This is a genomic window from Paradesulfitobacterium aromaticivorans (assembly GCF_054657415.1).
Genome location: NZ_BAAHYT010000010.1, coordinates 2,137,182 through 2,150,401, shown reverse-complemented (window position 1 = coordinate 2,150,401; position 13,220 = coordinate 2,137,182). Strand labels below are relative to the sequence as shown.

Here is a 13,220-nt window from a genome sequence, read left to right as displayed (position 1 = left end):
CTTTCTCTACCTTGCAGTCTTAAACCAGACTCTCTTTTAGCCAGATTGCTTCAGCACACGATTGATTTGTCTGAGCACTTTGGTGAATAAATTCAATAGCTTTTACCATGTGCTCGATTCTGATATCTGTACCTCCAAGACCGCCAATGAGAGATACGGACGGAATGTCAAGACGCGCCCTACCTACTGCAGCCAACACCTCCTGATAGACCAACCCTGTTGACCAGCCGAATGAGACACTTTTATCCACCACGCCAAACGCTTTGCGGCCTTTCAATATTTCTGCGACTTTCTCTGACGGAAACGGTCGTAAGCTCCGAATCTTCAAAAGACCCACTTTAATATGCTTGGCGCGCATGAGATCTACCGCTTCCCTTCCTGCTCCAGTCATCGCGCCGATGGTCACGAGGACAACTTCCGCATCTTCAATGCGGTAAGTGTCGATTACGCCGCCGTAATTGCGGCCAAACACGCCTGCAAACTTGGCATTAACCTCATCAATCACCGTTAGAGCGTTTTTCATACTTTCCAAGTGATCTTCACGATATTCCATCATTAGGTGTCCGGTGGTATTTGGATCAACAACCTGCGGGCGGTTAACATCGAGCAAAGGTTGATATGAATAAGGAGGAAGAAAACTATCTACAAGCTCTTGGTCCGGAATCTCAACTCTTGCTGTCTGATGGGAAAGAAAGAAGCCATCGTAAACAACATTAATTGGGATTAAGACATCCTCATGCTCGCTAATCATATATCCTTGGATAATTGTGTCCAGAATTTCCTGGTTATCCTCCGCATACACCTGCAGCCAACCGGCATCCCTCACAGAATGAGCATCCTGCAGTCCGCTCCATACGGTCACCGGAGAAATCATTTCCCGGCTGGCAATCGCCATGACCATCGGCAAACGTGACGTGGACATACTAAAATACGGTTCATACATCAAGGCCAGGCCTTGTCCGGCTGTGGCCGTGAATAACCTTTTGCCGACCATAGCTGCGCCTTTAAGCACACTCATCGCCGAAAGCTCGGATTCTACATCCATCATTTGTGACTCTAACTGGCCATTAGCTATCATCCCAGCCAGCTTTTCAACCACTGATGACTGCGGCGTAATCGGATAGGCCGCAATAATGTCAGGTTTACAGAGTTTAACCGCCTGAGCAACACACTCATTTCCGGTTAAAGCATCAATTCTGGGCATTAGCGCACCTCCTCAACCCACTCTATAGCTTTTTTCGGGCACTCTTCGCGGCAAATTCCGCACCCTTTACAATAAGATAAATCCATTTCGATTGAGCCGTTAATTTTACGCACTGAATTTACAGGGCAATAAATCAAACATATACCGCAGTTGGTACAGAGATCTTTATTGATTACAGGACGAAAAGTCCTCCATACCGCAGTATTAAGAATATATAGCCCTTGATCGCCGACCGGTGTTTTCACCTCAACTACCCCCTTGCACCAAACTCGACCTTGTCATACCCAACTGTAGCTGCCTGCACATTCTTCTCGCCGAATTGCTTAGCGACAAATTCAGCCAGGGTGGCAAAGTTAAGATTCTCAACTTTTGCTAAGGCTCCAAGCATTACAGTATTCGGAATCTCAACACCGATTGTTTCCCTTGCAATTCTGGTAGCATCCACGGTCGCAACGTGCTTAATTGTCTCCGGCACACCCAAATCACTAAGATTTTTACGAGTGTTAATAATTACAGAAGTATTCTCCTTAGCTCCGCCGAAAACGTCCACTTGGTCGATCAAGGTATCATCCATTATTACAATGACATCAGGATAATACACTTGAGTTTTAGGCCTGATAGACTTCTCATCAACCCTGAAAAAACCAAACACCGGCGAGCCTTTGCGTTCCACTCCGAAAGACGGAATAAATTGAGCATATTTACCGTCTTTTACAAGCGCTTTGGCAAGGAGTTGCGCTGCTTGAACCGTCCCTTGCCCTCCTCTACCATGAAACCGCATCTCTTTCAATTTTCATCACCTCGTATCATATTGTAATACTGTGTATTTTATTATAATACATTGTATTTATTATACGACTGTCATAACCAAAAATCAATCCTATTTCCACTAGAAAAGTATGGCGTTCGACAGGATTCGAACATCTCAACGTGCCCCTCAGGTGCGCTTGTAGTTGTACTCTGTCATTCCGTCCGCACGAGGCGTACCATGCAAAAAAAGGATGGCTTTTACTCAGCCATCCTTTTTCTAAGACATTTACTTATTCAAAATGACCTCAGATTGTCCGAAATTACCTTAAAATCCAGACAACACTCCCCAGCCATAGCAAGACCACGATCAGAATATGAGAATCCTTAAGAACCAGACGGGCCGGGTCCCCGCCGACTCCGCGTTCATGTAAAAGGTAAAGGTAACGAAAAACCCCGTAAATCACCAGCGGGACAGTATAAATCAACTCATCCGTACCATGCTGCAAGACAGTACTATCATCAACAGTATACAAACTGTAAGTTATGATGACCCCGCTGGCGGCAATCCCCATCATTTTGTCCAAAAGAACATGGCTGTAACTGTCGAGTACGGCCCGATGCTGCTGCGCTCCTGATTCAAGATCCTGAAGTTCAGCCCAGCGCTTGCCAAACCCCATAAACAAAGCCAGCATCAACCCGCAGAGCAAAAGCCAGCGCGAAGGCTCAATCCCAACTCCCCATGTACCGGCCATTATCCTAAGCATAAAACCAAGGGCGATTAAGAATACATCGAGGATTACCACATGCTTAAGCCGCCGGGAATAAGCAATATTTTGCAGAAGGTAAACTAACAAAATTCCTGTGAGAGCCGGTGATACCGTGAAACCCAGGGCCAGTCCCAGGGCCAGAGCCAAAGAAAATATCAGGAACCCCTGCCGTACACTGATATCCCCGGCAGCCAGCGGACGCAAGCGTTTTTGCGGGTGCAGGCGATCCTGCTCCCTGTCAAAGATATCATTTAAGACATAAACAGCACTGGCGACAAATGAAAATGCCAAGGCTGCCATTAATACCAAGGAGAGCATACCTGGGTCAGAGTACTTCCTGGAAAAGATTAAGCCAACAAGTACAAATGAATTTTTCAACCATTGATAAGGCCGGAGCAAACGCCAAAGAGAGTTGATCAAGAGAATCGCCTTTCTTACATAGAATTAATCTGAAGCAACTTAAACATTATACATCTAAACATCTATAGTGAAAAACTCATTCAAGCTCCCCCCAACGTTTAAATCCCGGCATTTCTAGGTTAAAAACGTCCAAGACTTTTCCTATGATTAGTTTGACCATGTCATCGATCGTTGACGGTGCATGGTAAAAAGTAAGGACCGGAGGCAAAATAGTGACTCCTATACGCGCTAAAGAAAGCATGTTGTCCAAATGAATAGGGCTGAAAGGAGCCTCCCTGGCCACCAATACCAAAGGCCGCCTTTGTTTGATGGTTACATCTGCAGCGCGTAGAACCAAGTTGTCTGCAAAACCGTTAGCTATCCCTGCCGTTGTTTTCATGCTGCACGGAATAACCACCATGCCGTCGGCGCGAAAGGTCCCGCTGGCCGGCCCGGCACCGATATCGGCGGCATCGTAGGTCTGGGTCGCGAAGTTGGAGACATCATTAAGAGTAAGATTGCACTCAAGGCTTAGAGTCTGTTCCGCTCCTTTGGAAATTACCAGGTGGGTTTCCCAGCGGGGAAAATTCTTCATTTCTTTGAGCAGTTCCACTCCCAGAAGCGCCCCGCTGGCCCCGGTCATGGCTACGATAAGACGTTTTCGATTATTTATAGTTCCTAAAGCTAAGGATCTTCTTAGCTTATGCTGGGCTTCTGGCATCTCTGGCCCCCCTTCTTTGTCCATAATATACCCCTATTCCTATTACTTGCGCAATAGTCGAAAATTCCACTTGCGGACAATGCACTCATCTAGTAACTCCATTATTAATGCTTGGTGCCCACGGGATATATCCCGTCTGTGAACACGCACGCTTTGGGATTAACCTCTACAAATGTCTGAATGCTCGGCTGCCTTAACCCGCTCCCCGGAGTCCATTCCGCATACTGAATTTTCACCGCCAGTTCCGGGAGCACCCAATGGGCATCGGCACTCCGCTCCGGCCTGTTAACAAACGGTCTCTCAGCCACGCCCACAGAACGGAGGATCTTGGTCAGGTGCCTCCATTCTTCATGGGTAAGCCGTCCGGTACCGGCATGCCCTATGTACCAAAACCGTTGTTGTTCGTCATAAAGACCTAAGAGCAGGGCGTTCGCAGTTTCTCCACGTAGAGTATATCCCCCAACCACTGCGACAATGTCGCGGTAATTTTTTATTTTGAGCCAGCGCTCATCCTTGCCGTCTATTTGGTAAAAGCTGTTTAGATCCTTACACACGACTCCTTCCATTCCTTGCTCTTTTATGGCCTCGAACAGACTTGCTCCTGCTGCAAAGTTCTCTACCGTTTGGATATCCTCGTGTGCACTTATGATCTTATTAAGTATGAACTGCCTATTTTCCAAACGCTCGTCCGTAATCCATTTTCCGTTGTAATAGATAACGTCAAACACCATGTAAATTATCGGAGTCTGGCGGCGAGCCTGCTCCACATTTTTTTCTCTTCTAATTCCGTCACGCTTCATTACCTTATAGAAAGAGGGCTTCCCCTTGTCCAATGCGATGACTTCCCCATCCAGGATAACAGATGAAGCCCCACAGTAACGCTTAATCTCTGTTAATTCGGGAAACTGCATGGTCCGTTCGTTCAATTTACGGTTAAAGAGACGAACCCTTTCACCATCGTAATAAGTTAATACCCTAACCCCATCCCACTTAACTTGAGCTACCCACTGTTGTCCCTGGGGAATTTTCTGCGCAAGCACGGGCTCAAACGGAACGATTGGCTGCTGCACGGGGATACCTCCTGTCGGTCTGATCTGGTTATCTTATCCAAAGATCTACGAAATTAGTTCTTTGTTAAACATACTTATTGCCCTATAATTAAATTAGCCGGAATTCAGAACTTATAGTTGACTGAGAAAGGAACTAACTTATGTTATTTAGAAAGAAGCTCAAATTCGTTGTTCTCGCTGTCGCTGTTCTGCTCACCATCGCCAGCTCCACAGTGCTTCTCATCAACTACCATGTTCAGTCTTTTTCATCCAAATACATTTTGGATGCTGACAGTGTGCCCCAAACAGATGCTATTCTTGTCTTGGGAGCGTATGTAGCCCCTAACGGGCAGCCCTCAGACATGCTAAAGGACCGCTTGGACACCGCTTTAGAAGTTCATGCGCAAAGTAAAGCTAAGTTTCTTGTAAGCGGAGACCATGGGCGCACAACATATAATGAAGTAAACTCTATGAAAAAATACATCATGGACAAGCAAAACATCCCGAATCAAGATATATTCATGGACCATGCCGGGTTTTCTACCTATGAGAGCCTTTACCGGGCCAAGGAGATTTTCGGGGTGAACAAAGTGGTTATCGTCACCCAGAGATACCATCTCATGCGGGCGATTTACATCGCCAGAAACCTCGGCCTGGAAGCATACGGAGTTGCTGCGGACAAGCATATATACCGGGGCATAGAGGCCTATGAATTACGGGAAATCGCCGCGCGCAACAAAGACTTTCTCTATGTCAACGTCCTAAGACCTAAGCCAACTTTTCTGGGGGAGGCCATTCCTATCAGCGGGGACGGAAGATTAACCAACGATCAAAAACAATAAACTCTTTCTTTTGGCCTATCTTAACTATTAAATCGCTTGTAGCCCAGTTAGTGCCACACTGCCCTGTCAACTTTAAAGGACAGCGCACTGAGCAACATATTGACTATCTGGCCTTTTCCGCCCATAAGTTATACGCCCCATTCGGTACTGGGGTGATTATCGGACCCAAAGAAACCTTTACTCGCGGTGCCCCGGAATATTCCGGCGGCGGCACAGTTCGTATGGTCACTACCGATACGGTAATTTGGGATGAACCACCCCATAAAGAAGAAGCCGGCACTCCTAATGTGATAGGAGTTATCGCTTTAGTAGCGGCAATTAAGACCATCAAGGAAATCGGCATACATAAAATCATGGAGCTTGAACGACGTCTAACAGAATATACATTGACCGGTTTACATAAGATTCCGGGCCTCCAGCTTTACACTAGCCCCTTACCTGGCAACGCCCAAATCGGCGTAATACCTTTTAACATCATAGACATTCACCACGAGGCAGTAGCCGAAATGCTGGCTGCAGAAGCAGGCATAGCGGTGCGGAGCGGCTGTTTCTGTGCCCAGCCCTATGTACAAAAGTTATTAGGCATTTCAGCGACTGAACTGGCCCGTCATGTCAAAAACCCGTCACTGCCTAGGCCGGGCATGGTGCGCATCAGCTTTGGCCTATACAATAACCTGCAAGATATCGATACTTGTCTCAGGGCACTGGCAAACATAGCGGAAAAGCGAATAAGCAAACGTATAACACGTAAATCAATAGGAACTTCTGTGCAAAACCCTGAAAAGCTAAGCCTATGAGATGCCATCGATATAATAAGCTGAATAATTTATAGCCCTTTCTACAAAAACTAATTTGGCTACTGATTACTTAAAACTTTTTTCAACTATTTCAGGAGGTGCCTGTAGTGGCTAAAAAATTAAACATCCTAATGTTTAGCGGTGAATATGATAAAGCACTTGCAGCCCTGATCCTGGTAAATTCAGCCAAAGACATGGGTTTGGACGCAACTATGTTCTTCTCTTTTTGGGGATTATGCTTACTGCGCGATCCAGAAAAGATGACTCTTGATGATAAAACAGCTTTTGCCAAAATGTTTGAAGTATTTACTCCTAATGGACTTGAGGATTTACCTTTGTCCAAAATGAATATGGCCGGATTAGGTAAGAAAATGTTGCAGGAAATGATGAAGGATGTCGAAGCTCCCAGCTTGACCGATTTTCTAAATGGAGCACGGAAAAAAGGAATAACCTTTTATGCTTGTAAGCTTTCAGTAGATGTGATGGGGTTCAAGAAAGAAGAGTTACTTCCAGAGGTACAAATTATCACTGCGAAGGAATATCTCCAAGATGCTCTGGAATCAGATTTACAATTATTTATCTAGTCGGCTTAGGCCGAATCTGAACTATTTTTAGGCAACGCCATTCATGTCCAAACGGAACTATCGGCTGCACAGAATTTTCTCCTGTCAGGCGCTAATTATCCCTATACATTATATATCCTGAATATTAAAATTTCCCTAAAAAAGCAGGAAACCCCACGGCTTGGGTCGAATTCCAAGCTTTGGGGGTGCTTAGCATGTTTGCATCAGTATTCGGGATGTCGGTTATCGGGCTGCAAGCCCATTTAATCAGAGTGGAAGTGGACGTGGCCAACGGGCTGCCCAGTTTTGACATTGTAGGACCTTAACCCATACGCTAGATAGCCGTCTATTCTTTTCCAAAATACAAAATTGCCACTGGTACCTGGGAAAACACTTTGCAATAATGGGGAATTTCCCCTTGCAAAAACGCAAACCTCTTATCTACCGTGTTATAAAATAGTTTTGATTTAGTTCACACCTTATTAGAGGTGGGACAATTTTATGCTTACGTTGCATAAAGCTATTTTTCATCGTTATATCGCAGCAGGCCGATGTTGTGAAGGGCTTCAGCGAACGGTTGGGGAATGAGAAATTTAAGCCCATATACATCTCGAAAGAACCAGTCCACGAAAGGAAAAAGTCTGCCCTTGCTGATGTTCATTTTCTGGCAGTTCCAGGGATCATAACAGGCGGTATAACTACGAAATTGAGGGTAGGCATAGTATTTATGCATCTTTTCCCAGCCTTGAGCCGCAAATGGACCAAATAGTACACGATGGGAACGTGCTTCCCTGTCATCCCCTACAGTAACTGGAAGCCAGATTGGAGAAAGTGCCAGCTGTAGCTCATATTTTTCCTTCTGCCAGTACAACGTATATTTTGTGGGCTCATCAGATGTATCTAGTACAAGCTCCGATATCTCTCTTTTTAAATAAGAGACCAGTTGCACCAGAAAAGTTTCGGCAGTCATCCTTTTGTCCAGCAGCTGCAGCTCCATGCTACTTATCAACTGATCTATAAGAGTTGCTATGGAATTCCCTGTCTCAACGTTCACGAATCGTAAACCGGTGACCTTATCTTTCTCGCTTTGCCCAGTCAGTATTCCCTCCTTGGAAAGCCAGTCAATTTCTTTCCTAATGATATCCTCACCATAACACTGGGCCAAATCCTGCAAAAGCGGTTCCGGGATCAATTTCTCCGGGGTATACCGGGCGGAGGCCAATGCTGCTTCCAGCACACTGAGACAGGGATAAGGATTACCATTCTGAAGATAATCTGTTAGTGCTTCTAATGAAACCATCGTATTTTTCCTCTCATCTTTCTCAAATGGTTAAAGCCAAGACAAATGACCTGGCGAAGACTCGTAAATGTGTTTTCACCAGGTCCTTAGACTTAATTGAATTTGAAGGGTAAAACCTGTTTATCTGATTTTAATCTGTCCGAAAGTTGGCAGTGCCGGTGGAATTGGTGGCATCTGCCATGTGCTGGTTAGCGGTACCGCAGTATGTCTATTGATGATTACATCAATTACCGTAGGTTTATTGCTCTTGATTGCTTGCTCCACTGCAGGTGCAATGTCCGCTGCTTTTTCTACGCGTATGCCCTCGCCACCCATGGATTTGGCCATTGCTGCAAAGTCAGGGTTCCAAAGCTCGCCTCCGTGATATTTTTTTCCTTCATATTTCTCAAAGTTGGTACCGATCTGGCGTCCGCCAAAGTAAAATCTCTGCAGGTCGCGAATGGCTCCGATGGCGTAGTTGTTCATGATGATCCAGACAGCAGGCAAATTATACTGTACTGCTGTGGCTACCGCATGAGGCATCATGAGAAAGCCGCCGTCTCCGCAGACGTTAATACAGGTAGTATCCGGCCTTGCCAGCTTGGCACCCAAAACACCGCTTACACCAAAGCCCATGGCAGCGAAACCGCCGGCCGTGAAGTGGGTTCCCGGTACCTCGGAGCTCCAGAATTCCTCTATCCAAGGCTGGTTGTTGCCAACATCTGAGAACATAATTGCGTCCTTTGGCGCCACCTTTCGAATGTCAAAAATCAAACGTCTAGGGTCAATGGGGCTTTCATCATTGGTCTCGTATGGAGTTACAAAGTCTTCCCATTCCTTTTTGTAACCTCCCAGCTCCTCAAACCATGTAGTATAATCTCCCTTGAAGCCTTCTGCTGAAGCCTTTTCAATCAGCTGGGTAAGAACCACCTTGATATCACCCACAACACCAAGATCTACAGGGTAATTTCTGGCAATTTCACTTGGGTCGATGTCAACCTGGATCAGCTTAGTAGCTGGAATATTATAAGCAAAACCAGGCTGCCACGAAGCAGTATGTAAATCAGAGAATCGACAACCCAAGGCGAGAATTACATCCGCATTACGGGCCGCTTCCACGGCTGGATAGTGTCCCCAACAGCCGCAGACTCCAAGATGCAGCGGATGATTGTCAGCCATTGCGCCTTTACCCATTAATGATGTGTAAACCGGAATTTTTACTGCCTCGGCAAATCTTAGCAATTCGTCCCTGGCTCCGGAAACGTGTACACCGCCACCGGCCAGAATTAAAGGACGTTTGGCTTCCTTTAGCTTTTTCATAATCACGGAAATGACAACCGGCTCAGTACCATGACGCCAGGAAATAGAATCTGCCCAATCCTCAGGGTCCGGAACCACCGTCTCACCTACGGTCTGATAAACATCATAAGGAACCTCAATGTGAACGGGTCCGGGCCTGCCCGTCTGCATTAGCTTAAATGCTTTGGGCAAGAACTGAGCGATCTGATGAACGGTAGTTGCTTGATAGCTGTGCTTGACATAGCTTCTAATCACAGAGGGGAAATCCGCGGGATGCTGCCGGTACGGCTCTTGGAGCGCGCCAGTGTCGAACTGGTCGGTGGTTACCTGCCCGGTGATTAGCAGAAAGGCAGAGGAGTCATAATAGGCATTAGCCACTGCGGCTGCTGAAAGAGCCGGGCCTGGTCCTGTAGAAACGTAAACAGGAAGAGGTACTCTGGTTAGACGAAAATAGGCATCAGCCATAAAACCTGCTGCTGTCTCAATACGTGGCCAGATGATTTTTATCTGATCTTGTTTGTCATAAAATGTATCCAAAAGCCCTATGGCCCCGTGACCGGCGTAGCCCAGCATGTAAGGAATCTTTTCTTTGAGCATGTATTCTGCTACAACTTCAGCGCCCTTATATTTGCCAATTTTGTCAGCTGTGTAAATCATAGCAAACCTCCTAAACTCATAAAGATTCTAAATTAAGCAATAATGACATGTATGTCTTATATCACCTCCTTGTGTCTCGTCACCGCCAAGCCGGATGACTTCTTGAAATTCGTCAAATCTCTGAAGGTAAGCCCAATGCAATTTCTAGGTCTTGGACCTTAGCAGTTAATTTTGCTGATCCTGTTATTTTTTAAGACCATCCTTCAAAGTAGTTGTTATCACGAAACAAGTCTACAAAACAGTATAATAACCCCTGTTCCTGATCCGTCTCAAGACCTCTAGCGCAATAGATGTTTTCCCGATTCACATCATGTGATATTGCAATTGTGCCTAATTATTTTGCTTTCCCATGATTTCCTTTAGCTTTCTTTTTTCTCAAAAATCATGATCTGTGCAGATATAAAAATCATTCCGTATCCCAAGAGAATTCCTATTCCGAACAGAAGCTGGGCAATTGGAATACTTGAACCGATTACCATTTTATAAATTGAAGAATAATTGGTAAATAATGCTGGAGCTATTCCCGAAAACACCAGCCCCACAACCATCGTCCCCAGATAGCCCAGCAAACAGATAGAAAAACTGGCTGTGCTGGTATGAGTCAAAGTAGCAACCAGTGATGCCATGGCACAAATCGTCATAGCCGGTACAAGGGTCAGGCTATATGCTATCCATACGGAAAGCAGATTTGAGGCTCCAAATCCAGCTTCCAAGATGCTGATAATTGAAGATAGCACCAATAATACAGCTAAAATCACTACGTGATAAAGCAGCATGGCCCAAAATTTCCCCAAGGATACGGAAATACGGCTGACCGGTTTTGTGAGCATGATTTTCAGTTCACCGCGTTCTTGCTCTCCCGCAAACAGGTCGGATGCCATCATAAAAGCTGTCAAAGGAATCAGAAAATAGGTTGCGACAGAGAGCATTGTATAAGGGAATTTTCCCATGGAAAACTGGATCAGACTGCCGGGAAGAGTATGAATCAACGCCAAAGCTACTGGTAAGAGGGCTGTCAGGAATACCATTACCCGATACTTTTTTTGCGAGATGATTTTAACGAATTCAGTCTCTGTGCAGCGCCAGATCATTTGTAAAAGACTCATCTGTTTTTCTCCTTTCTCTGGTTTGTGATCGAAAGATAATACTGTTCTACGCTGCCATGTTCTTTAATCAGCTTTTCAACAGGGGCGCTGTCAAGCATCGCTCCTTCCTCCATCACAGCTACATGGGTACAGAGCTGTTCCATTTCGTGTGCCAGATGGCTGGAAATCAGGATGGCACAGCCTTTACCCGTTTCCTTCTTCAAGATATCCCGAACAAGGGCAGTCCCTCCGATGTCCATTCCATTAGTAGGTTCATCCAAAATCAGCAGTTCGGGATTAGGCAAGAGCGCCATAGCAAAACCCAGACGCTGCTTCATACCCATAGAAAATTTCTGGACTTTTTCATTGCGATACCGGGACAACTCTACCAGTTCCAGCATCTCATCCACTCTGCCGGGAGCAAGGTTAGGGTAAAACCGGCTGACCACACGCAAATTCTGTTCTGTTGTCAGGTACAGGTATAATCCTGGCTGTTCAATCATACACCCGGTTTTCGCCATGACAGCAGGACAATCTTCTAAGGGATCTATCCCAAATAGACGTACCTCTCCGCTGTCAGGTTTCAGCAATCCGGTCATCACCTTCATGGTTGTGGTTTTCCCGCTGCCGTTTGGTCCAAGCAGTCCCAGCACTTGTCCTTCAGCGATGGAAAAAGAAATACCCCTAATCCCGCGACGGTTGGAGTATTGCTTTGTCAAATGTTCGATAGAAACAACTGTCATGATAAACCTTTCCTTTCTGAAAAGCCGCAGCAGGATCATCCCGCCGCGGCCATTCTCAAGACTTGTACTTGGATTGTTTATCTGTGAACTCTGCCGTCAAAGCTGCGTTCTGTTACCGTTTTCCCAGTGGTATCAATCTGCTGCGGTGCGGTAGTGCCCAGTTCAGACACCGTACCGTTCACTGTCGTTTCTACGCTGACGGTTTTACCATCTTTGTCCTGACCGGTCATTACAAGATTCATATCCATGGCTGCAATGCGCCCGTCTTTCAGGGTGGCATTTACCTTAACGCTTTTAATCGCGGCATCCTGCGTGATCGGGAATATATTAGCCATATCTGCACCAAAAGATTTATTCTTATACTGGCTGTAATTATGCGCATCATACTTTCCACTCATTTCAGAAAAAGCGGCCATAGCTACGTTTGCCAGTTCCGGAATCTGAGCATCCGTTAGACTCACCGAAATAGTGTCCCCATTTGCTACAAACTGATTCTTGACGTCGCCCATCACTAGATCGGCCATCATTTCCATGAGCTTGGTCATATTCGGAGATTCCTGAATATCCCGCTGCTTTTTGTAGCCGCTGCCGAAGCTGGTGGAAAAGTATTCATCCCCCTGACGAGAAATCATGACGCCGTCTTTGCTGGAATGCTCTGTTTCAATAACCTTGTCACCGATTTTCATGCTTGAGTGAGAATAACTGTCTGCTCCCGCCCTCTGCATCAGGGTATCACCCTGGGCAACCACTGCGCCGTTTTGCTTCATCTGCACAGAAGCGGAAACCGTCATATTGTCGGCCTTCATGGTTTCAACAACCGCTGCTTTGAAATTCTCATAGGGATTTCCTGCGGCATATGCCACAGCCCCCAGGCTCCCTACCGTCATAAGGCCGGCAACCATCACCGCTGCCGTAATTTTTTTGATGTTCTTGTTCATGTAAAATTCTCCTTTCAATATATGTGCTTTTTGTTTGTTCCTTTGGAACACTTTTATCTTAAACCGGTAAATTTAACTGCCTATTGAAAATACTTAAACAGAAGATAAAATAATTCGAAAACTGAAT

General features: G+C 45.8%; 14 protein-coding genes. 3 read left to right on the top strand and 11 right to left on the bottom strand.

Annotated features, from left to right (window positions below; genetic code table 11):
* Window positions 1-19: 19 nt before the first annotated feature.
* The 6 genes from porA to ACYQ2N_RS16305 form a co-directional block, all read right to left on the bottom strand.
* Complete coding sequence (gene porA, locus ACYQ2N_RS16330; RefSeq protein WP_460000392.1) at window positions 20-1,204, bottom strand: pyruvate ferredoxin oxidoreductase; 1,185 nt, start codon at window positions 1,202-1,204, stop codon at window positions 20-22.
* Complete coding sequence (locus tag ACYQ2N_RS16325; RefSeq protein WP_460000391.1) at window positions 1,204-1,449, bottom strand: 4Fe-4S binding protein; 246 nt, start codon at window positions 1,447-1,449, stop codon at window positions 1,204-1,206. The genes porA and ACYQ2N_RS16325 overlap by 1 nt, the downstream gene beginning before the upstream one ends.
* Window positions 1,450-1,454: 5 nt before the next feature.
* A complete protein-coding gene (locus ACYQ2N_RS16320; RefSeq protein ID WP_460000566.1) occupies window positions 1,455-1,985 on the bottom strand; it encodes a 2-oxoacid:acceptor oxidoreductase family protein in 531 nt (176 codons plus the stop codon).
* 289 nt (window positions 1,986-2,274) lie between these two features.
* Window positions 2,275-3,141 carry a decaprenyl-phosphate phosphoribosyltransferase gene (locus tag ACYQ2N_RS16315; protein WP_460000390.1) on the bottom strand — a complete coding sequence of 289 codons (867 nt, stop codon included), beginning with the start codon at window positions 3,139-3,141 and terminating at the stop codon, window positions 2,275-2,277.
* Window positions 3,142-3,217: 76 nt separating this feature from the next.
* Window positions 3,218-3,841, bottom strand: a complete 624-nt coding sequence (locus ACYQ2N_RS16310) for a UbiX family flavin prenyltransferase (RefSeq protein WP_460000389.1) — start codon at window positions 3,839-3,841, stop codon at window positions 3,218-3,220.
* Between the two features lie 104 nt (window positions 3,842-3,945).
* Window positions 3,946-4,911 (bottom strand): ATP-dependent DNA ligase, encoded by a 966-nt coding sequence (locus ACYQ2N_RS16305; protein WP_460000388.1) that lies wholly within the window; start codon window positions 4,909-4,911, stop codon window positions 3,946-3,948.
* Between the two features lie 140 nt (window positions 4,912-5,051).
* On the opposite strand from ACYQ2N_RS16305, the gene ACYQ2N_RS16300 reads away from it, so the two are divergent.
* The 3 genes from ACYQ2N_RS16300 to ACYQ2N_RS16290 all read left to right on the top strand — a co-directional run bounded on the left by ACYQ2N_RS16300 (window position 5,052) and on the right by ACYQ2N_RS16290 (window position 7,113).
* The gene (locus ACYQ2N_RS16300; RefSeq protein WP_460000387.1) at window positions 5,052-5,732 is read left to right on the top strand and encodes a SanA/YdcF family protein; all 681 of its coding nucleotides are present in this window, start codon (window positions 5,052-5,054) and stop codon (window positions 5,730-5,732) included.
* 50 nt (window positions 5,733-5,782) lie between these two features.
* Complete coding sequence (locus tag ACYQ2N_RS16295) at window positions 5,783-6,529, top strand: aminotransferase class V-fold PLP-dependent enzyme (RefSeq protein WP_460000386.1); 747 nt, start codon at window positions 5,783-5,785, stop codon at window positions 6,527-6,529.
* Between the two features lie 107 nt (window positions 6,530-6,636).
* Entirely contained in the window at window positions 6,637-7,113 is a 477-nt protein-coding gene (locus ACYQ2N_RS16290; protein WP_460000385.1) for a DsrE/DsrF/DrsH-like family protein, read from the top strand.
* Window positions 7,114-7,612: 499 nt separating this feature from the next.
* Here ACYQ2N_RS16290 and ACYQ2N_RS16285 read toward each other — a convergent pair whose 3' ends face one another.
* The 5 genes from ACYQ2N_RS16285 to ACYQ2N_RS16265 all read right to left on the bottom strand — a co-directional run bounded on the left by ACYQ2N_RS16285 (window position 7,613) and on the right by ACYQ2N_RS16265 (window position 13,093).
* Window positions 7,613-8,392 (bottom strand): hypothetical protein, encoded by a 780-nt coding sequence (locus ACYQ2N_RS16285; protein WP_460000384.1) that lies wholly within the window; start codon window positions 8,390-8,392, stop codon window positions 7,613-7,615.
* Window positions 8,393-8,512: 120 nt separating this feature from the next.
* The gene (locus ACYQ2N_RS16280) at window positions 8,513-10,327 is read right to left on the bottom strand and encodes a thiamine pyrophosphate-binding protein (RefSeq protein ID WP_460000383.1); all 1,815 of its coding nucleotides are present in this window, start codon (window positions 10,325-10,327) and stop codon (window positions 8,513-8,515) included.
* Window positions 10,328-10,686: 359 nt separating this feature from the next.
* Window positions 10,687-11,433 carry an ABC transporter permease gene (locus ACYQ2N_RS16275; RefSeq protein WP_460000382.1) on the bottom strand — a complete coding sequence of 249 codons (747 nt, stop codon included), beginning with the start codon at window positions 11,431-11,433 and terminating at the stop codon, window positions 10,687-10,689.
* Window positions 11,430-12,155, bottom strand: a complete 726-nt coding sequence (locus ACYQ2N_RS16270; RefSeq protein ID WP_460000381.1) for an ABC transporter ATP-binding protein — start codon at window positions 12,153-12,155, stop codon at window positions 11,430-11,432. The genes ACYQ2N_RS16275 and ACYQ2N_RS16270 overlap by 4 nt, the downstream gene beginning before the upstream one ends.
* 77 nt (window positions 12,156-12,232) lie before the next feature.
* Window positions 12,233-13,093, bottom strand: a complete 861-nt coding sequence (locus ACYQ2N_RS16265; protein WP_460000380.1) for a hypothetical protein — start codon at window positions 13,091-13,093, stop codon at window positions 12,233-12,235.
* Window positions 13,094-13,220 lie beyond the last annotated feature (127 nt).

Coding starts and splice junctions, on each gene's coding strand:
- ACYQ2N_RS16275 (WP_460000382.1), bottom strand. CDS start 11,433: ATGAGTCTTTTACAAATGATCTGGCGCTGCACAGAGACTGAATTCGTT.
- porA (WP_460000392.1), bottom strand. CDS start 1,204: ATGCCCAGAATTGATGCTTTAACCGGAAATGAGTGTGTTGCTCAGGCG.
- ACYQ2N_RS16270 (WP_460000381.1), bottom strand. CDS start 12,155: ATGACAGTTGTTTCTATCGAACATTTGACAAAGCAATACTCCAACCGT.
- ACYQ2N_RS16320 (WP_460000566.1), bottom strand. CDS start 1,985: ATGCGGTTTCATGGTAGAGGAGGGCAAGGGACGGTTCAAGCAGCGCAA.
- ACYQ2N_RS16280 (WP_460000383.1), bottom strand. CDS start 10,327: ATGATTTACACAGCTGACAAAATTGGCAAATATAAGGGCGCTGAAGTT.
- ACYQ2N_RS16285 (WP_460000384.1), bottom strand. CDS start 8,392: ATGGTTTCATTAGAAGCACTAACAGATTATCTTCAGAATGGTAATCCT.
- ACYQ2N_RS16265 (WP_460000380.1), bottom strand. CDS start 13,093: ATGAACAAGAACATCAAAAAAATTACGGCAGCGGTGATGGTTGCCGGC.
- ACYQ2N_RS16300 (WP_460000387.1), top strand. CDS start 5,052: ATGTTATTTAGAAAGAAGCTCAAATTCGTTGTTCTCGCTGTCGCTGTT.
- ACYQ2N_RS16310 (WP_460000389.1), bottom strand. CDS start 3,841: ATGCCAGAAGCCCAGCATAAGCTAAGAAGATCCTTAGCTTTAGGAACT.